We start from the raw sequence: 19,200 nt of genomic DNA on the forward strand, positions 1-19,200 counted from the left end.
GCGGTACTGCCCGGAGCGGCACGACACACTGCCGAGCAGGCGCTGATCCTCGCACGGGAGTGCGGAGGTCGCGCAAGCCCCTCTCTACTGATGGCCCGTCATATCCGTTTTGCTGGACCGAACCGGACGACGACGCGTCGGCAAATCGTCACACCGCGTCCGGTATCGGCAGCGGCCGCTTCTCGATCGCCGCCGCCATCACCTCCGGGAACAGATCGGGCGTGCAGGCGAACGCCGGTGCCCCCAGCGCGGCGAGCGCTGCCGCGTGCTCCCGGTCGTACGCCGGTGCCCCCTCGTCCGAGAGCGCCAGCAGCGTCACGAACTGCACCCCCGACGCCTTCATCGCCGAGACCCGCTTGAGCATCTCGTTGCGGATGCCCCCTTCGTAGAGGTCGCTGATCAGCACGACCACCGTCTCGGCGGGCCGGGTGATCTGCGACTGGCAGTACGCGAGCGCCCGGTTGATGTCCGTACCGCCCCCCAGTTGCGTACCGAAGAGCACGTCCACCGGGTCGTCGAGCTGGTCCGTGAGGTCGACGACCGCCGTGTCGAAGACGACGAGTCGCGTGGAGATCGTCCGCATCGAGGCGAGCACCGCTCCGAACACCGACGCGTAGACAACCGATGCCGCCATGGATCCCGACTGGTCGATACAGAGGATGACCTCCTTCTTCGTGGACTGGGTCGCCCGCCCGAACCCGATGAGCCGCTCCGGCACGATCGTTCGGTACTCGGGCAGGTAGTGCTTGAGGTTGGCCGCGATCGTGCGGTTCCAGTCGATGTCGTGATGGCGCGGCCGGTTGATGCGGGCGCTGCGGTCGAGGGCGCCGGTGAGGGTGGCCCGGGTGCGGGTTGCGAGCCGCTTCTCCAGGTCCTCGACGACCTTGCGCACGACGGCCCGTGCCGTCTCCTTCGTCGTCTCCGGCATGGCCTTGTTGAGCGACAGCAGCGTGCCGACGAGATGCACGTCGGCCTCCACCGCCTCCAGCATCTCCGGCTCCAGCAGCAGTGCGGCGAGACCGAGCCGGTCGATGGCGTCGCGCTGCATGACCTGGACGACGGAGGACGGGAAGTACGTCCGGATGTCCCCGAGCCAGCGCGCCACGGACGGCGCCGACGCCCCGAGCCCCGCCGAACGATCCCGGCCCCCCTGCGGTTTCTCCCCCTTTCCGTAGAGCGCGGTCAGCGCCCCGTCCATCGCCGCGTCCCGCCCCGACAGCGCGCACCCGGTGCCGTCCGCCGCATCACCGCCGAGCACCAGCCGCCACCGCCGCAACCGCTCCTGCGCCGGGTCCGTCGCCTCGGTCGTCATCCGCGTCCTCCCCCGCGCAGCCGCTCCCACAGCGGGATCACCAGCACGGTCGTCGTCGGCCGGCCTTCCGCCCGGGGTCCATTGCCGATGGGCTCCGCCGCTTCCGTCCTCGGAGCCGGCTCCCTCAGTCCGTCGGTCGTCATGCCGTCACCCCCGCCAGGTCGTTACCGGTTTTCTCCCCTACGTCGTCCAGCCCGAGCAGCAGCCGCACGACCGGCAGCACGGCGTCTGCCCGCGCCGTGTCCAGCTCGGCCGCGAAGCCGGGTATGCCGGAGCCGGCCGCTGCCGCACCACCGCCCCCTGCCCCCGGCCCGCGCCGGACCAGCTCGCCCAGGGTCCGGCGCACCCCGGGCTCGTACGCCGAGAACGTCCGCCGCAGCAGGGGCAGCACGTCCGTGAACGCGTCCGCAGGCACCCCGGTCAGCCACGCGTCGACCAGCCCGAGCAGCCGCTCGTCGTGCACCAGGAGCATCCCGCCGCCGGAGCCGCCTCCGACGAAGCCCTCGATCCACGCGGCCGCGTCCGCGGGCGGTGTGCCCGGGGACAGGACGTGCCCCATGAGCAGCGCCGCCTCGTCCTGCGCCAGCTCCCCGTCGTCGAGCAGAAGCCGCACGGCCCGGCCCCGGATCACCCCGGGCACGGTGTCCCGCCCGCACAGCCCGCGCAGCACCGACTGCCAGCGGCCTCTCAAGTGGCCGTGTCCCGCCGCGGGTGCGTCGCCCAGGAGTCCCACAGCCCCGTGGACCGCGTCCACATGGCGCCGCATCTCCTCGGCGGCGTCCGCGTCGAGCGCGGCGCAGGCCGGGGGCAGGCCGACGAAGACCCGCTCGGCCAGGCCCGCGGCGACCTCTCCCAGGGCTCCGGTGTCCGTGCCGCGCACATCGCCGTAGCGCAGGGAGCGGACCAGGGCAGGCAGCGCTTGGGCGAGATGGCCGACGTCCGAGTCGAGGGCGGCCCGGTCGGCGAGGATCCGCATCACCGTGGGCAGGGCGTCGGGCAGTTCGGCCAGCAGACAGCGCTCGGCGAGCGCGGTGACATCGGCGAGGCCCTGCGCGGCGACCCCGTCCGCCTCGGCCTTCGCGGTCGCGGCGGACAGCACGGTCGTCCCCCACACTCCGGCCTCGGCGACCCGCACCGACAGCTCGGGCTCCCAGCGCAGCCGCCAGGTCTCCCGGAACGTGCCCGTGCTGCCCCGCGAGGCGGCCGGTTCACCCCAGGCGACCCCGAGCAACCGCAGCCGGTGCAGCAGCCTGCTGCGGCCGGCGTCGGTCTCCTTGCGCAGGTCGAGCTCCAACTCCCGCTCCAGCGCCTCCGGCTTCAGCCGCAGCCTGCGCTGGAGCCGGGCGAGGTCCCGCTGCAGCGGAACCGCCGGCGCCGACGGCGGCACCTCCCCCAGCACATCGCCCACGACCAGCCGGTCGTGCACCAGCGCCAGCGGCACATCCGAGCCCTCGCACATCACCGCCCGCACCGCGTCGGTCGTCTCGCTCAGGCCCGGCAGCGGACGCCCGCGCATCGCGGCGAGCGTCTCGGCCAGCCGCACCGCCTCGATGACATGCGCGGAGGAGACGATCCGGTCCTCGGCGCGCAGCAGCCCGGCCACCTTGGTCAGCCACCGCTCGACCGGCCGGTCCGGGGCGCTGAACAGATGCCCGTACCAGCCCGGCGACTCGATACCGGCCCCGTAGCCGCTGCTCCGGGACAGCCTGCGGTGGGTCCACGGCACCCAGGTCATGTCCGTCTTGACCTTGGGCAGCCCCTTCAGCAGTGCCTTGTCGGCGGCGACGGTCGTCTTCTGCCGCAGGGCGGGCACGTGCCAGGCTCCGCAGACGACGGCCACGCCGTCCTCGAACTCCCGCTGCGCGGCCCGCACCTGGAGCCGCATATAGGCCTCCCGCACCAGGTCCCGGTCGTGCCCGCCGGCGCCGTAGGTCTCGCGCAGCGCCCCCATGGCCTCCTCCAGCACGGTGAACGGCGCGAGCGCGTCCCCCTTCCCGACGCCCCGGTGCTCCACGACGTCCTCCCACCAGCGCTCGGGATCGTCGTAACCGGCGGTCTCGGCGAGCACGCCGAGCGGATCGATCCGCAGATCGGCGGGGCCGGGGCCCGAGTCGCCTTCACTGTCGCCGTCGCCGTCTCCCTCGCTGTCGGTCCCCGGCGCGTCCTCCTGCCTCCCCCAGGCCAGCGTGTGCGTGGCCGGCAGGTCGATGAAGCGTGCCGGGACGTCGTGTGCGAGGGCCCAGCGGATGGCGACCCACTCCGGGGAGAACTCGGCCATGGGCCAGAACGACGAGCGGCCGGGTTCGTCCACGGCATGGGCGAGCAGGGCGACCGGAGGCCGCATCTCCTCGTCGGCGGCGAGCGGGATCAGGGCATCGGCCTCGGGCGGCCCCTCGATCAGCACGACCCGCGGCCGGGCCTCCTCCAGCGCCGCCCTCACGGCCCGGGCCGAGCCCGGCCCGTGATGCCGCACCCCGAGCAGCAGCGGCCCGGCCCCAACACCCCGGCCCTCAGCCTTCTCCACGCCTGTCACGCCCATCCCCTCCCCTCCACGCGCATGTCCGACGGCCCCGCCCCGTACCGCTCACACGCTCACCTCACGGCAGGCGCGGTAGAAGTCCTTCCAGTCGTCGCGCTCGCGGACGACGGTCTCCAGGTACTCCTGCCAGATGACGCGGTCGGCCGCCGGGTCGCGGACCACCGCGCCGAGGATGCCCGCGGCGACATCGCTCGGCCGCAGCACGCCGTCGCCGAAGTGGGCCGCCAGGGCGAGTCCGTTGGTGACGACGGAGATCGCCTCGGCCGTGGACAGCGTGCCGCTGGGCGACTTCAGCTTGGTCCGGCCGTCGGCCGTGACGCCGTCGCGCAGCTCCCGGAAGACCGTGACGACCCGGCGGATCTCGTCGAGGCCTTCGGGCGCGGCCGGCAGGTCGAGGGAGCGGCCGATCTGGTCGACACGGCGCGAGACGATGTCGACCTCGGCGTCGGGGCTCTCCGGCAAGGGCAGCACCACCGTGTTGAAGCGACGGCGCAGGGCGCTGGACAGGTCGTTGACCCCGCGGTCGCGGTCGTTGGCCGTGGCGATCAGGTTGAAGCCGCGGACCGCCTGCACCTCCTGGCCCAGTTCCGGTATCGGCAGTGTCTTCTCCGACAGGATCGTGATGAGCGTGTCCTGCACATCGGCCGGGATGCGCGTCAGCTCCTCGACGCGGGCGGTCATGCCGTCGGACATCGCGCGCATGACCGGACTGGGCACGAGGGCGTCGCGGCTCGGGCCGTGGGCGAGCAACCGCGCGTAATTCCAGCCGTACCGGATGGCCTCCTCCGGTGTTCCGGCGGTGCCCTGCACCAGCAGTGTGGAGTCGCCGCTGACCGCCGCGGCCAGGTGTTCGGACACCCAGGTCTTCGCGGTGCCGGGCACGCCGAGCAGGAGCAGGGCGCGGTCGGTGGCGAGCGTGGTGACCGCGACCTCGACGATGCGGCGCGGGCCCACGTACTTCGGTGTGATCAGTGTGCCGTCGGGCAGTGTGCCGCCGAGCAGGTAGGTCGCGACGGCCCACGGCGACAGCTTCCAGCGGGCCGGGCGCGGGCGGTCGTCCTGCGCGGCGAGTGCGGCGAGTTCGCCGGCGAAAGCGTCCTCGGCGTGCGGCCGCAGCGCCTCGGCACCGTCGGTCTGCGACGTCGGTTCAACGGACACAGGCATGGCTGAGTCCCCCTCCAGCTCGGCCGGTTCGGATCTGGTGACCACGTTGCACCACACCACTGACAATGCGTTCTGACCTGCGAAAATGCCCTGCCGGAGTCGCTCGCGGACCCGATTGTCAGTGGTGGGATCTACCTTCGTTGCCATGACTCAGCAGGGGGTGCGCTGGACGGCGGACCAGGTGCTGGCACTGGCACCTGACACCGCGTCACGCAAAGCGGGAAGCAAACTCGGCGCGGCAGGGCCGTGGTCCGAGGCGGGGAGTTCCGACGAGGGGACGGTGTGGGGGCTGTGCAAGGGCAGCGGGAGCAAGCCGTATCAGACGATCGTGGACATCGCGGACGCCTCGGGGCCCGCGTACAAGTGCAGTTGTCCGAGCCGCAAGTTCCCGTGCAAGCACGCTCTCGGGCTGCTGCTGCTCTGGGCGGGCGGCGACGGAGCGGTGCCGTCGGGGCAGGCACCGGAGTGGGCCGGGCAGTGGATAGCGGGGCGGCGCAAGCGCGCGGAGGAGAAGGGTTCGGAAGAGAGCCCGGCCTCTCCGTCCGGGTCCGCTGATCCGGAGGCGGCGCGGCGCCGGGCGGAGCGACGGGCCGAGCGGGTCACGGCGGGTGCGGTGGAGCTGGAGCAGCGCCTGACGGACCTGTTGCGCGGCGGTCTGGCGGCGGCGGAGCAGTCCGGTTACGGCCTCTGGGAGGAGACGGCGGCCCGCATGGTCGACGCGCAGGCGCAGGGCCTCGCCGCGCGGGTGCGGGAGCTGGGGGCGATCCCGTCCACCGGTCCGGGCTGGCCGGTGCGGCTGCTGGAGGAGTGCGCGCTGCTGCATCTCCTCGGCCAGGGCTGGCTGCGCCGCGAGCGACTGCCGGACGGCCTCGCCGCCACGGTCCGTTCCCGGATCGGCCTGCCGGCCTCCGTGGAGGGCCCGCCGGTGCGGGACCGGTGGCTGGTGCTCGCCCAGTACGACACGACGGACCCACGCCTGACGACCCGCCGGATCTGGCTGCACGGCGCCGACTCGCACCGCACCGTGCTGCTCCTCTCCTACGGCGCCGCCGGCCGCGCCCCGGAGCTGGCGTTGCCGGTGGGCCTGGCCCTCGAGGCAGAGATATCCGCCTACCCGGGCGCCGGGCAGCTGCGGGTGGCCCTGGGCGAGCGGTTCTCCCCGCCCACGCCCACGGACATACGTCCGCCGGGGATGACGACATCGCAGGCGGCGGCCCGCTACGGCGACGCCCTGCGCGACGATCCGTGGCTGGAGTCCGTCCCGGTGACGCTGGACCGCGTCGTACCCACCCCGGACGGCGGCTCCTGGCAGTTGGCGGACGCCGACGAGGACATGGCGCTGCCGCTCACTCCCGCCGCGCGTTCCCGGCCGGGCCTGTGGCGGCTCGTCGCCCTGTCGGGCGGGGCCCCGGTCAGGGTCTTCGGCGAATGCGGCCACCAGGGCTTCACCCCGCTCACGGCCTGGCCCGAGGGACCGGGCGACGCGGTGGCCCTGTGCTGAACCGACGGCGACGGCCCCGCCGTTCCGGCCTGCCCCACCCTTCCCATGAATCCATCAAATCAACGCATCTTTCAGGCATCACGGGACAACCGATGAGGGTGAGACTTCAACCACTCACGGGCGCCCCACGGAAAGGACGCTCATGACCAGGACCTCCGCTCCTGTGGACGCGCCCGTCGCGGACGCCTGGGAGGGGCTCGTCACCACGGCGCTGCTGGGCACGGACCGGCGCACCCCGCCGGGCTCCAGGCCGGGCCCGGAGGCCCCGGTGGCCCTGCTCGACGCGGCGGCGACGGAGACCGTACGACGCCGGGCCGGTCTGCGCCCGGCGAGGGCGGCGGAGCGCCCGCAAGCGGCCCCAGAGGACCCTCGTCCACCCCTGCCTCCCGCCGCGGCCCGCAGACTCGCGCTGCTGCTGGCCGACCGCCCCGGCCCGTCCGGCGGCGGCCGCCGGGGCGCCGCGCCCGATCTGATGGAGCTGCTGCCCCAGTGGCTCGCGGCGGCCAACTCCCACGGTTTCGGCCCGCCTCCGCACACACTCCCCGCACTGCTGGACGCGGCCCGGGGGCGTACCGACCTGCGTCCGGCGGTGCTGGAGTTCGCGGGCCCGCGAGCCCTGTGGCTGGCGCGGCTGAATCAGGACTGGCGGTTCGCCCTGCGCTCGGCACGGGGCGGTGGCGCGGCCCTGCCGCACGTCGATGACGACGAGCGGACTCAGCAGCTGTGGCAGGAGGGCCTGTTCGCCGAACGGGTCGCCCTTCTCTCGGCCCTGCGTTCCCGCGAACCGGCCTCCGCACGCGAACTGCTCGCGACGACCTGGGCGACGGAACGGGCCGAGGACCGGCTGATGTTCCTCGACTCCCTGCGCTCGGGCCTGGGCCCGGACGACGAGCCGTTCCTGGAACAGGCCCTGGCCGACCGCAGCCGCAACGTCCGGGCGACGGCGGCGGAGCTGCTGTCGGCGCTGCCCGGTTCGGCACTCGCCGCGCGGATGGCGGTCAGAGCGGAGGCATGCGTGGCCGTCGACCACACGCAGACCGCACAGGCCACACCCACACCAACCACACCCACCACTCAGTCCACTCAGCCCACACCGGTGATAGCCGTCGAAGCACCTCACGAGTGCGACCCGGCCATGGAGCGCGACGGCGTCGTGGCGAAGGCCCCGGCCGGACGGGGAGAACGGTCCTGGTGGTTCGGCCAGTTGATCGAGGCCGCACCGCTCGGGACCTGGTCGCGGCGGCTGGGCGGGCGGACACCCCGGGAGATCGTGGCGCTGCCGGTGGCGGACGACTGGCAGGGCGAGCTGCACGCGGCCTGGTGCCGGGCTGCGGTGCGCCAGCGGGACGCCGAGTGGTCGCGTGCGCTGCTCGGCGACCCCTCGGCACCGGAGGCGGGCGGCCCCGGCGCGGTGTCCCTGGCCGAACGCGCCAAGCTGCTCGGCACCCTGAGCGCGGCCGAGCGGGCCGAGTGGGTGGCCGGCTTCATCGCGACGCACGGCCTGTCCGAGGCCTTTCAGCTGCTCGGGGTGTGCGCGGTGCCGTGGTCCGGGCCGCTCGGCCGGGCGGTGGTGGACGCGCTCAACATCGCTCGGGACGCAGGGAGTTATCCATGGAGCTTCAGCGGGGTCATGGGCCTGGCCGAGCGCTGCCTCGACCCGTCCGAGGCCGGACGCCTCGACGTCCTGCTGGCCGTACCGGACGAACCGGAGAACGCCTCACCCGGAGCCGGCGGCTACTGGGCGGAGGCCTTCCAGCGCCTGGTCACGACCCTGCGGCTGCGCGCGGCGATGGCGGCGGAACTGGGCGCGCCGTAGCCCGGCGAGCATCCGACGACCGCGCGAGGACAGGACCTCGGCCGACAACGGGCCCACCAGCCACGACACCGAAGCCAAAACCGGAGCCAAATCCGAACCCGAAACCGAAACCGACATCGCCCCCGGCCGGGGCCTCGACCTCGACCAACCCGAGCCGCCCCGGCCGAACCGCCGGAGGCCTACGCCCCGGCCGGCTGGCGTACGTTCGTCTTGACCCACTCCACGATCGACGTCGTCGTCGCGCCGGGCGTGAAGATCTCCGCGACGCCCTTCTCCTTCAGCAGCGGGATGTCCGCCTCGGGAATGATCCCGCCGCCGAAGACGAGGATGTCCGCCGCGTCCCGCTCCTTGAGCAGCTCGATCACCGCCGCGAAGAGCGTGTTGTGCGCGCCGGAGAGGATGGACAGCCCGATCGCGTCGGCGTCCTCCTGGATCGCCGTGTCGACGACCTGCTCGGGAGTCTGGTGGAGCCCGGTGTAGATGACCTCCATACCGGCGTCGCGCAGGGCCCTCGCGATCACCTTGGCCCCGCGATCGTGGCCGTCGAGCCCCGGCTTGGCCACCACTACGCGGATCGGACCGGCTGCCACACCCATCACTGCCTCCATGAAGCGAATACATCCATCCGTACCGACAAGTACCGCACACATCGGGCACGCCGTACACGCCGCACCGCACGGACCCCCCGCCCCGCATCGTCCGGGCAAGTGAACGAACGTTATCTCCAGGATCCCGCAACCGGCAGTTTCGCGCTGCGGAGCGAGGGGGAAATCACACGGTGGGACAAGCGCAAGGGGAGCCGCGACGAAGTCGCCGTACCGCCGCTCCACCCACCACGCACAGCAGCGGTACGGCACTTCGGCGAAGACACGCAGGGCAAGAACCGCACGTTCGGCACGCACCGCACCCAGGGGACCACTGGCGCCACACACGCCACACGCGACACTCAGGCCCCACGGCACACGCGGCTCAGGCCGCTCACATGGTTCTCGCCGGCCGACTTCGCAGCGGCTCTCCACGAGGGCACACGGGGGGCGGAGCCGTCCTTCCACGTGCCGACAGGAGGTCGGCCATGAAGGTCACCGGGGCTGTTCTGCCCTTTCTCCCGTCCTGCAGGCACCTGCTGCCGAGCCGGCTGACGGGACTCTCCCTGGCCCTTCTGAAGGCCACCGCCCTGGAGATCGCCATCCTGGCCGGGCATCTCCTCCTCTACCCCTCGGGCATCACCCAGGAGCGACGGGCCCCCGCCGCCGTACCGCCCAGCACGGACGGCGCCGCCCAACTGCCCACGGAGGCCAAGCCCCCGGTCCTGTTGCTGCACGGCTTCATCGACAACCGCTCGGTCTTCGTCCTGCTGCGCCGCAGCCTCGCCCAGCACGGCAGGCAGCAGATCGAGTCCCTCAACTACTCGCCGCTGACCTGCGACATACGCGCCGCGGCCGAGCTGCTCGGCCGGCGCGTGGAGGAGATCTGCGAGCGCACCGGAGCCCGGCAGATCGATGTCGTCGGGCACAGCCTCGGTGGCCTGATAGCGCGTTACTACGTGCAGCGGCTCGGCGGTGACGCCCGCGTCCGGACCCTCGTCACCCTCGGCACGCCGCACTCCGGGACCCGGGTCGCGCCCCTGGCGGACGCGCACCCCATCGTGCGCCAGATGCGCCCCGGCTCACCGGTGCTCGAGGAGCTCACTCGGCCCGCCCCTGACTGCCGTACGCACTTCGTCAGCTACTGGAGCGACCTGGATCATGTGATGGACCCGCTGGAGACGGCCCGGATCGACCATCCCGATCTGACGGTGCAGAACGTGCGGGTGACCGGCATCGGCCACCTCGCGCTGCCCGTGCACCCCGCCGTCGCCAACGGAATACGGCAGGTCCTCGACACGGCCCACCCGGGTGAACCGTCCGCAGATCACACCGGCGGCCTCACGGTGGCCTGAAAGCGGAACCGACCGGCGCGCGCCTCACATCGAAATGTCGAACAAACTTCGAACACAAAGCCAAACTCGCGCCCGCCGTCCGCCAAAACACGGCCGAATGCCCGTTTCATGCGCGCGCGAAACCTGCCGAAGATTGTCGTGCCCGCGTACCGCCGGGTACAGTCGCCGCACTGCTCTGGCAGCCCCTGTTGTCGAGGCGAAAGAGAAGTTGGTGAACGACCGTCACCCGTCGGGGACCATGACCCCGGCTCCGGCTTCCGAGGCCGCCTCGGCGCACTACGCGTCGTACGGCACCCAGGAAGCCCAGTACGGCGACTTCACCACGTACGGCGACTACGCCGCCACCGGTTTTGACGCCCCCGGCGCCCACCCCGCCGGTACGGACGGCGCCGGTTTCGATGCCACCGGGCACGCCACCGCGAGCTTCGCCAGCGACCCCCTCTTCGGCAACCTGCCGGGCAGCGGCGCCGACACGGGCACGTACGACTCAGGCCACTGGCCCACGGGCCAGCACGAGAACCCGCACTACGACGCGTACGCGGCCCAGCATCACGCCGCCTACGACACCGGCGTGTACGACACCACCTCCTGGACGCCCCAGCAGCAGCCGCTGTCGGTCATCCCGCCGCAGGCCGGGTCCCCGGACGCCACCGGCCAGTGGGACACCGGCGCCTGGCTCCAGCCCGACCAGTCCGGCAACCCGGCCGACCAGACCCAGCAGTGGGAATGGGGCACGCAGGCCTTCGACACCGGCACCTACGACGCCACGCAGTGGAACTCCGACGGCTCCGCCGCGCCGTCCCCCGACGGGTACGAGCAGCACGCGGACGCCTTCCACCAGCAAGAGACGGCGACGTTCGAGCAGCTCGGCTACGACGAGGCCACCGGCGCCCCCTACGAGGACCCCGCCGCGGACGGCGGCGAGCCTGCCGCCACCGGCGAACTGCCCATCGTCGCCCCGCTCCTGGACGGCCAGGAGGAGGTCGGCCCGCGCACCGCCGCACGAGCGGCCTCGCGCGCCGGGTCCCGCTCCCGCCGCCGTACGCCCCCCAAGCGCTCGGCGCTGATGACCATCGCGGTGCCCTCGGCGTGCGTGATGGGCGTCGCGGGGATCGCCGCCGCGTCCGTCGGCAGCCTCACCGAGGACAGCGCCGCGGAGGCGCAGACGACCGCGGCGGACGCGCAGCCGGTCAAGCCGGCCGCCGCCAACAACAAGCTGGACACGCAGCTGCAGAGTCTCTCCGCCGGCGCGGACGACTTCGCCGACCGGGCCAGCCGTACGCAGGAACGTATCGACCTCAAGGCTCAGCAGGCGGCCGAGCGGAAGCGGGCGGCGGAAGAGGCGGCCCGCAAGGAGCGGCTGCGCCCGAAGTTCGCCATGCCGGTCGCCCGCCACGGACTCAGCGCGCAGTACGGCCAGTCCGGCATCAACTGGATGTCCCTGCACACCGGCATCGACTTCCCCGTCTCGTACGGCACGACCGTGATGGCCGCGACCGACGGCACCGTCCGCACCCAGTGGAACAGCGCCTACGGCAACATGCTGATCCTGACGGCGAAGGACGGCACGGAGACGTGGTACTGCCACCTCTCCACCTACACGGTCCCCTCCGGTACGACCGTGAAGGCCGGCGACTCGATCGCGCGCTCGGGCAACTCCGGCAACTCCACCGGCCCTCATCTGCACTTCGAGGTGCGGCCGGGCGGCGGCTCGCCGATCGACCCGCTTCCGTGGCTGCGCAGCCACGGCGTGGACCCGACGTAACGTCTCGGCAGCCTCCGCCGGTCCGGCCGGCGGAGGCTCACCTCACAGGGCTTCAGCGCCCCGGGGCTACAGCTTCTCCACCGGCGCGTACCGCAGCAGCAGCCGCTTCGGCTTGTCCCCGAAGTCGATCGTCGCCTCGGCGTTCGCGCCCGTGCCCTTGACCGCCACGACGGTCCCGAGCCCGAACTGGTCGTGTGTGACCCGGTCCCCGACCGCCAGTGACACGACCGGCTTCTCGGCGGTGCGGCGCGTGGCGAAACCGGAGGCGCCCGACGCCGACGACCGCGAACGGGACGACGACAGCGAGGACGCCACGGCGGAGACCGGCCCGGAGGACGCGGGCGCGGTCGCACCGGTCCGCTTCCACTCCAGATGGGTCGGCGGGATCTCCTCCAGGAACCGGGAGGGCGGGTTGTACGACGGCTGGCCCCAAGCGCTGCGCAGGGTGGAGCGGGTCAGATAGAGCCGTTCCCGCGCGCGCGTGATGCCCACGTACGCCAGGCGCCGCTCCTCCTCCAGCTCCTTGGTCTGGCCGAGGGCGCGCATGTGCGGGAAGACGCCGTCCTCCATGCCGGTCAGGAAGACGACCGGGAACTCCAGGCCCTTGGCGGTGTGCAGGGTCATCAGGGTGATGACGCCGTCGCCGTCCTCCTCGTCGGGGATCTGGTCGGAGTCGGCGACCAGCGCGACCTTCTCAAGGAAGTCGGCCAGCGTTCCCTGCTCGTCCTCGGCGCGCTCCTGCTCGAACTCCATGGCGACGGCGGCGAGTTCCTGGAGGTTCTCGATCCGGGTCTCGTCCTGCGGGTCGGTGGAGGCCTGCAGTTCGGCGAGGTACCCGGTACGGTCCAGGATCGCCTCCAGCACGGTGGCGGGGCCGGCGCCGGACTCGACGACCGTACGGAGGTCCTCCATCAGCGTGTTGAACCGCTTGACGGCGTTGGTGGAGCGCGCGGCCATGCCGTACGCCTCGTCGACGCGCTTCAGCGCCTGCGGGAAGCTGATCTTCTCGCGCTGGGAGAGGGCGTCGATCATCGCCTCTGCGCGGTCGCCGATGCCCCGCTTGGGGACGTTGAGGATCCGGCGCAGCGGCACCGAGTCCTCCGGGTTGGCCAGGACGCGCAGGTAGGCCAGGACGTCCCGGACCTCCTTGCGCTCGTAGAAGCGGACGCCGCCGACGACCTTGTAGGGCAGGCCGACGCGGATGAAGATCTCTTCGAAGACACGGGACTGGGCGTTGGTGCGGTAGAAGACGGCGACATCGCCCGCCTTCGCCTCGCCCGCGTCGGTGAGACGGTCTATCTCGTCGGCGACGAACTGCGCCTCGTCGTGCTCGGTGTCGGCGACGTAGCCGGTGATCCGCGCGCCCGTGCCCGCGTTGGTCCACAGGTTCTTGGGGCGGCGGGACTCGTTGCGCTCGATGACCGCGTTGGCCGCGGTCAGGATCGTCTGTGTGGAGCGGTAGTTCTGCTCCAGGAGGATCGTCGTCGCGTCCGGGTAGTCCTCCTCGAACTGGAGGATGTTGCGGATCGTCGCGCCGCGGAAGGCGTAGATCGACTGGTCGGCGTCGCCCACCACGCACAGCTCGGCGGGCGGCAGGTCGTCCGCGCTGGGCGGTACGTCGACGGGGTGCTCGGAGGTGCCCACGAGCTCCCGGACGAGGGAGTACTGGGCGTGGTTGGTGTCCTGGTACTCGTCCACCAGCACATGGCGGAAGCGGCGGTGGTAGTGCTCGGCGACGTCCGGGAAGGCGCGCAGCAGGTTGACCGTCGTCATGATCAGGTCGTCGAAGTCGAGGGCGTTCGCCTCGCGCAGCCGTGACTGGTACATCGCGTAGGCCTGGGCGAGGGTCTTCTCGAAGCCGTCGGCGGCCTGGGCGGCGAAATCCTCCTCGTCGATCAGCTCGTTCTTCAGGTTGCTGATCTTGGCGCTGAAGGACTTCGGCGGGAAGCGCTTGGGGTCGAGGTCCAGGTCGCGGCAGACCAGGGCCATCAGGCGCTTGGAGTCGGCGGCGTCGTAGATCGAGAAGCTCGAGGTGAAGCCGAGCTTCTTGCTCTCCCGGCGCAGGATGCGCACGCAGGCGCTGTGGAACGTCATCACCCACATGGCGTTCGCGCGCGGGCCGACGAGTTGTTCGACGCGCTCCTTCATCTCGCCGGCGGCCTTGTTGGTGAAGGTGATGGCGAGGATCTGGCCCGGGTGGACGTCCCGCTCGGCGAGCAGGTGGGCGATGCGGTGCGTGAGCACGCGGGTCTTGCCGGAGCCGGCGCCGGCGACGATGAGCAGCGGGGAGCCGGAGTGGGTGACGGCGGCGCGCTGGTTGTCGTTCAGCCCCTCCAGGAGCGCGGCGGCGTCCACCGGCGGGCGCGCGGCGCCGCCCCGGTAGTAGGCGTCGCGGTCCGGCGGCACGTCGAACTTCCCGCCGAACAGATCGTCCGGGACCGGCTCCGGTCCGTGATCGTCCTCGGGCGGCGGCGGGGGCTCGTCCGCGGGGCCCCGCTGGGCCTGGAGGTCCGCCAGGAAGCTGTCGTCAAAGAGGCTGCTCATCGCTCTCCGAGTCTAGGGCGCCCCACTGACAGCCCGCCGCCGCCCTGAGAACATCGCCGAAAGCACCCCCCCGTCACCCTCCAGGTCCGGGTGATCACAGGCCGCTATGGCCTCCACAATTGCGGACGAATGATGACCGACCTCCCCCGATTGATCACTCTCGGCGACGCTCATGAGTAAGGTCACGGAAATGTATCGGGCATATCACCCATCAACCTTCACAAGGGCCACACGAGTTGGCTACCGTGCGAGGAGGCCACACGACCCCCACCGGCGAACCTCGCCGGGCCGCGTGGCCTCCGCCGAGTCCGGCGTGCCGCAGCGGCAGCCAGAGCCGGGGACCCAACCGAGACCCCGGGGTGAATCGGCCCGACTCCCTTTCCGGAGAAGGCCGTAGGGCAACCCTTCCGAAGCACCCGCCCGAACCCGACAGCTAACCCGGTAGGCGGAGCATGGAAGGAGTCGCCTCCCTTGGCGTCGCACCGCAAGTCGCGTCCTACGGGTTCGCGCGTGGCAGGCATACGGACCCCCGCCCTCGCAACGGCGGCCCTCACCTCCGTGGCCCTGCTGTCCCAGTCGGCCAACGCCGCCCCCGAGGCCGACGACAAGCCCAGCCTGGAGGAAGTCGAGAAGAAGGTCGACGACCTCTACCGCCAGGCCGGGTCCGCGACCGAGAAGTACAACGGGGCGAAGGAGAAGACCGCCAAGCAGCGCAAGCGCGTCGACACCCTCCTCGACGACGTCGCCCAGCGCACCGAGAAGCTGAACGAGGCGCGGGAGGAGCTGGGCACCTTCGCCGCCGCCCAGTACCGCACCGGCGCCTCCGCCCCGGACACGGCGACGTTCCTGCTCGCGGACACCCCGCAGGACTACTTCGACCAGACCCAGCTGATGGACCGGATGACCGGCCGTCAGAAAGTGGCGGTCGACGACTACATCACTCAGCAGTCAGAGACGATGGAGAAGCGTCAGGAGGCCGCCGAGAGCCTCGAGACGCTCACCGAGTCGCAGGGCGACCTGAAGACGGCCAAGGCCACCGTCCAGCGGAAGCTCGCGGACGCGCGCGAGTTGCTGTCGAAGCTGACCGCCGAGGAGAAGGCGCGGCTCGCGGCGATCGAGAAGGAGAAGCAGCAGGAGGCGGCCCGCAAGGCCGCCGAGCTGGCCCGGCAGCAGGCCGAGCAGCAGAAGGAGCGGGAGCAGGAGCAGGAGGCCGCCCAGCAGCAGGGCGGCGGCTCCTCCTCGGCGGGTTCGTCCTCGGGGTCGTCGTCCACCGCGCCCGACTCCTCGTACGCCACCAAGGCCGACAAGGCGCTCGCCTTCGCCCGCGCCCAGATCGGCAAGCCGTACGTCTGGGGCGCCACCGGCCCTGGCTCCTACGACTGCTCCGGCATCACCCAGGCCGCCTGGAAGGCCGCCGGGGTGACCCTGCCGCGCACGACGTACGACCAGGTCAACGCCGGCACCACGGTCCCCCTGGCCGACGCACAGCCCGGTGACCTGGTCTTCTTCTACGACGATGTCACCCACGTGGGTATCTACATCGGCAACGGCATGATGATCCACGCTCCGAAGCCCGGCACGTACGTGCGCGAGGAGTCGATCTACTACGACGGCGAGTCGTCGATCCACAGCGTGGTGCGTCCGGCCTGACGGGTCTCGCAGGTTTTTGGGACCCCGCGCGCGTGGCCTGCCCGTAACGCGCGCGGGGCCTACCTAGCATCGGGCCCATGCCCGCGACCTCCCCCTCCGTCGCCTGGTGGGCGCGGCGTGCCCCGGCGGCCAGTGCCGCCGTGCTGGCGACCGGCACCCTGTCGGTCGGTCTGGATCTGGCGGGGTACGAGGTCCTCTCGCTCATCGCCCTCGCTCTCGCCTGCGCGGCCTGGCTGCTGTTCGCCGCGGACTTCACCCTGCGGCTGCTGCGGGCCGGGACGAGGTGGCGGGCGTACATCCGCAGGCCGGGCGTCCTCGAGAGCGTGACGACGACGGCCCTCACCACCGTGGCGGCGACCGCTGTCCTCGGGACCGCCTTCTCGGCGGCGGGCTCGCAGGCTCTGGCCGTGACGCTGCTGGTGCTCGCCGTGCTGCTCTGGCCGGTGCCGCTCGTCCTCGTCCCGCAGGGCGAGCAGCGGCGCAGGCCCGGGACGGTGTTCGCGCGCTGCATGGCCACCCAGGGGCTCGCCGTGCTCGGTGCCACGCTGGCCGCGGCCGAGTCGGAGGCGTGGCTCGCGCACGCGGCGCTGGTGCTGTTCTGGCTGGGGCTGGTGCTGTACGTCTTCGCCCTGGTCCGTTTCGATGTGCGGCAGGTGGCCGAGGGCACCGGCGATCACTGGCTCGCGGGCGGGGCCCTCGCCCTCTCGGCGCTCGCCGGGGCGCTGCTGATCAGCGCCGACAGCGTGCGTCTGTACCTGTGGAACGTGGACGACCGGGACGTCCTGCGCAATATGACCGTCGCCCTGCTCGTGCTCGCGCTGGTCTGTTACGCCGTCCTGCTCGCCGCCGAGTTCCTGTGGCCCCGGCCCCGTGATGACGTCCGCCGCTGGGCGACCGTGTTCACCTGGGCCACGACGGGGACGGCGGCACTGGGCGTCGCCGTCGCCCTCGACGTCTCCTGGCTCGACGGTTTCGGGGAGGCACTGTTGTGGATCGCCATCGCCGCGTGGCTGGTGGCCGCCGCCCTGACGGCCGCCGCGGCCCGGTCCGGTGCCCGGCCCGGCCGGCGGGTCAGGTCCAGAGCACGGCGATGAAGACGTTCGCCGTGGTCAGCAGCCCGACCAGGCCGAACAGGCCCTTGTCCACCTTCTCGTCGTCCCGTTTCACATAGACCAGGCCGAGGATCACGATCAGCAGGGCCAGCTTCACACCTATCTTGATGTTGTTCACGGACTGGTCGTCGGCCTGGTTGAGGCCGATCAGGATCACACCGGTGACCAGCATCGTCAGCGCGCCGTGCAGCATCGCCGGGGTGTAGCGGGCGGTGCCCTCGCCCATCGCCTTCATCTGGGTGAGAAAGCCGCCCAGGAGCGAGGCGATGCCGATGATGTGGAGACCGACGAAGAGGTGGATGAGAACGTCCATGAGGCCGGAGCCTAATCAGGGGGTCCGATCCGCCCGGCACCGGCCCACCGATGCATATATGCGCCCCATAGCACCCGATCACTGGCACTCGCCCGGGAAATCGACGCATCGGTCATCACGCTGAGTGAAGACGACGGCGCCGGGGCGGGATCACGGTCGCATACGGTCACCGCCGGTCCTCTCGGGACAGTTCCGCGCACCGGCCACGGGCCCGCCATGGCGAGGTTTAGCGTCCTGCCCCAGGTGACCGGCTCCCCACCGCCGCCCGGGCCAGGGGCGGCAGTCGGGCACCACCGCCAGAAGGTCCGGCGGCGGCCCGCTTCCCCTGTGCGGGCCGTCGCCGGACGCGCAGGCCGCCCGTCCGCTCCCCACTGCGGTCGTCGCACGCCCGGCGGTCGCAGGAAAGGACGTGGCACCCCAGGTGGCAGCGCACCGCAAGCCCCGACAGCGCACCGCGAGCGGCAACACGGCCCGTACGGCCGCCACGATCGCGCTCGCCGGCGCGGCGACCGCGACGGGCTTCGACGGAACCGGACACGCCGAACCGCAGCTCACCCCCGGCCAGGTCAAGGCCGAGGTGGACAAGCTGTACCAGGAGGCGGAGGTCGCCACCGAGAAGTACAACAGGGCGAAGGAGAAGGCCGACGCCGCCGGAGAGCGGATCAGGAAGCTCCAGGACCAGGCGGCCCGCAAGGAGGAACGGCTCAACTCGGCCCGCGACGCCCTGGGCTCCCTCGCCGCCGCGCAGTACCGGGACGGCGGCATCGACCCCGCCCTCCGGCTCGCCCTGTCCGACGACCCCGACCGGTACCTCGAGAACGCCGAGTTCGTGGAGCGGGCCGGCAACCGGCAGAAGTCCGCCGTCGCGGGTGTCCGCAAGCAGCTCCGGGAGATCGAGCAGCTGCGCGGGGCCGCCCACATCGAGCTGACGTCCCTGAAGTCGCGGCAGACGGAGCTGAAGCGGCACAAGAAGACGATCACCGGCAAGCTGGGCTCCGCACGGCAGCTGCTGTCCCGGCTCACCCCGCAGGAACGTGCCGGCCTGGGCGAAGGGCCCGGCACGGACCGCGCCTCCCGCTCCTCGACGGGCCTCCGGGACACCCTGGCGGCCCCCGGTTCCGCCGCCTCGCAGGCGCCCAACGCCCGCGCTGCCGCCGCCGTCTCCTACGCCTACCAGAAGCTCGGCAGCCCCTACGTCTGGGGCGCGACCGGCCCGGACGCCTTCGACTGCTCGGGCCTCGTCCAGGCCGCGTACCGCTCCGCGGGCGTCGCACTGCCCCGCACGACGTACTCCCAGATCGCCGCCGGCCGCCGCGTCTCCCGTTCCGAACTCCTCCCCGGTGACCTGGTCTTCTACTACGCCGGTATCAGCCACGTCGGTATCTACGTGGGCAACGGCCAGATGATCCACGCCCCCAACTCATCGGCCCCGGTACGGGTCGCCCCGCTCGACGAGATGCCGTACGCGGGGGCGACACGGGTGGTCTGACGGGTGGTCCGGCACGGGACCTACGGGCAGGGTGGACCGCGACGGCGCAGGCCGAC

At 72.1% G+C, this 19,200-nt stretch carries 14 protein-coding genes and 1 riboswitch; of the genes, 7 read left to right on the forward strand and 7 right to left on the reverse strand.

Annotated features, from left to right (window positions below):
• Positions 1–148: 148 nt before the first annotated feature.
• Genes KJK29_RS13580 through KJK29_RS13595 form a run of 4 tightly spaced genes read right to left on the reverse strand, consistent with a single transcriptional unit; the run spans position 149 to position 5,015 of the window.
• Positions 149–1,312 (reverse strand): VWA domain-containing protein, encoded by a 1,164-nt coding sequence (locus KJK29_RS13580; protein ID WP_215119284.1) that lies wholly within the window; start codon positions 1,310–1,312, stop codon positions 149–151.
• Complete coding sequence (locus KJK29_RS13585; protein ID WP_215119286.1) at positions 1,309–1,455, reverse strand: hypothetical protein; 147 nt, start codon at positions 1,453–1,455, stop codon at positions 1,309–1,311. The genes KJK29_RS13580 and KJK29_RS13585 overlap by 4 nt, the downstream gene beginning before the upstream one ends.
• A complete protein-coding gene (locus KJK29_RS13590) occupies positions 1,452–3,851 on the reverse strand; it encodes a DUF5682 family protein (protein ID WP_215119288.1) in 2,400 nt (799 codons plus the stop codon). The genes KJK29_RS13585 and KJK29_RS13590 overlap by 4 nt, the downstream gene beginning before the upstream one ends.
• Before the next feature lie 45 nt (positions 3,852–3,896).
• Entirely contained in the window at positions 3,897–5,015 is a 1,119-nt protein-coding gene (locus tag KJK29_RS13595; protein WP_215119290.1) for an ATP-binding protein, read from the reverse strand.
• A 145-nt stretch (positions 5,016–5,160) separates the two neighbouring features.
• Between KJK29_RS13595 and KJK29_RS13600 the strand changes: the two genes are divergently transcribed.
• Together KJK29_RS13600 and KJK29_RS13605 are read left to right on the forward strand one after the other, a co-directional pair.
• Positions 5,161–6,516 (forward strand): SWIM zinc finger family protein, encoded by a 1,356-nt coding sequence (locus KJK29_RS13600; protein ID WP_215119291.1) that lies wholly within the window; start codon positions 5,161–5,163, stop codon positions 6,514–6,516.
• Positions 6,517–6,658: 142 nt separating this feature from the next.
• Positions 6,659–8,332 carry a DUF5691 domain-containing protein gene (locus tag KJK29_RS13605; protein ID WP_215119293.1) on the forward strand — a complete coding sequence of 558 codons (1,674 nt, stop codon included), beginning with the start codon at positions 6,659–6,661 and terminating at the stop codon, positions 8,330–8,332.
• A 179-nt stretch (positions 8,333–8,511) separates the two neighbouring features.
• Here the strand turns inward: KJK29_RS13605 and KJK29_RS13610 are convergent, their stop codons facing one another.
• On the reverse strand, positions 8,512–8,928 hold the full coding sequence (locus KJK29_RS13610; RefSeq protein ID WP_215119295.1) for a cobalamin B12-binding domain-containing protein: 417 nt from the start codon (positions 8,926–8,928) through the stop codon (positions 8,512–8,514).
• A 476-nt stretch (positions 8,929–9,404) separates the two neighbouring features.
• On the opposite strand from KJK29_RS13610, the gene KJK29_RS13615 reads away from it, so the two are divergent.
• Positions 9,405–10,271 carry an esterase/lipase family protein gene (locus KJK29_RS13615; protein WP_215119297.1) on the forward strand — a complete coding sequence of 289 codons (867 nt, stop codon included), beginning with the start codon at positions 9,405–9,407 and terminating at the stop codon, positions 10,269–10,271.
• Positions 10,272–10,368: 97 nt separating this feature from the next.
• The gene (locus KJK29_RS13620) at positions 10,369–12,036 is read left to right on the forward strand and encodes a M23 family metallopeptidase (RefSeq protein WP_215119298.1); all 1,668 of its coding nucleotides are present in this window, start codon (positions 10,369–10,371) and stop codon (positions 12,034–12,036) included.
• A 66-nt stretch (positions 12,037–12,102) separates the two neighbouring features.
• Here the strand turns inward: KJK29_RS13620 and pcrA are convergent, their stop codons facing one another.
• Positions 12,103–14,580, reverse strand: coding sequence for a DNA helicase PcrA (gene pcrA / locus KJK29_RS13625; RefSeq protein WP_215119300.1), 2,478 nt, complete (start codon positions 14,578–14,580; stop codon positions 12,103–12,105).
• A gap of 304 nt (positions 14,581–14,884) precedes the next feature.
• Positions 14,885–15,043: riboswitch (cyclic di-AMP (ydaO/yuaA leader) on the forward strand.
• An 8-nt stretch (positions 15,044–15,051) separates the two neighbouring features.
• On the opposite strand from pcrA, the gene KJK29_RS13630 reads away from it, so the two are divergent.
• A complete protein-coding gene (locus tag KJK29_RS13630; RefSeq protein WP_215119302.1) occupies positions 15,052–16,230 on the forward strand; it encodes a C40 family peptidase in 1,179 nt (392 codons plus the stop codon).
• A gap of 77 nt (positions 16,231–16,307) precedes the next feature.
• Positions 16,308–17,324, forward strand: a complete 1,017-nt coding sequence (locus KJK29_RS13635; protein WP_215119303.1) for an SLAC1 family transporter — start codon at positions 16,308–16,310, stop codon at positions 17,322–17,324.
• On the opposite strand, the gene KJK29_RS13640 is transcribed toward KJK29_RS13635, so the two are convergent.
• Positions 17,302–17,655: a hypothetical protein gene (locus KJK29_RS13640; protein ID WP_215119304.1), complete on the reverse strand. Its 354-nt coding sequence runs from the start codon at positions 17,653–17,655 to the stop codon at positions 17,302–17,304. The genes KJK29_RS13635 and KJK29_RS13640 overlap by 23 nt on opposite strands.
• Positions 17,656–18,076: 421 nt before the next feature.
• Here KJK29_RS13640 and KJK29_RS13645 point away from each other — a divergent pair, with 421 nt between their 5' ends.
• The gene (locus KJK29_RS13645; RefSeq protein WP_215124266.1) at positions 18,077–19,144 is read left to right on the forward strand and encodes a C40 family peptidase; all 1,068 of its coding nucleotides are present in this window, start codon (positions 18,077–18,079) and stop codon (positions 19,142–19,144) included.
• Positions 19,145–19,200: the final 56 nt, after the last annotated feature.

It is taken from the genome of Streptomyces koelreuteriae (assembly GCF_018604545.1).
GTDB classification, from domain to species: Bacteria; Actinomycetota; Actinomycetes; order Streptomycetales; family Streptomycetaceae; genus Streptomyces; species Streptomyces koelreuteriae.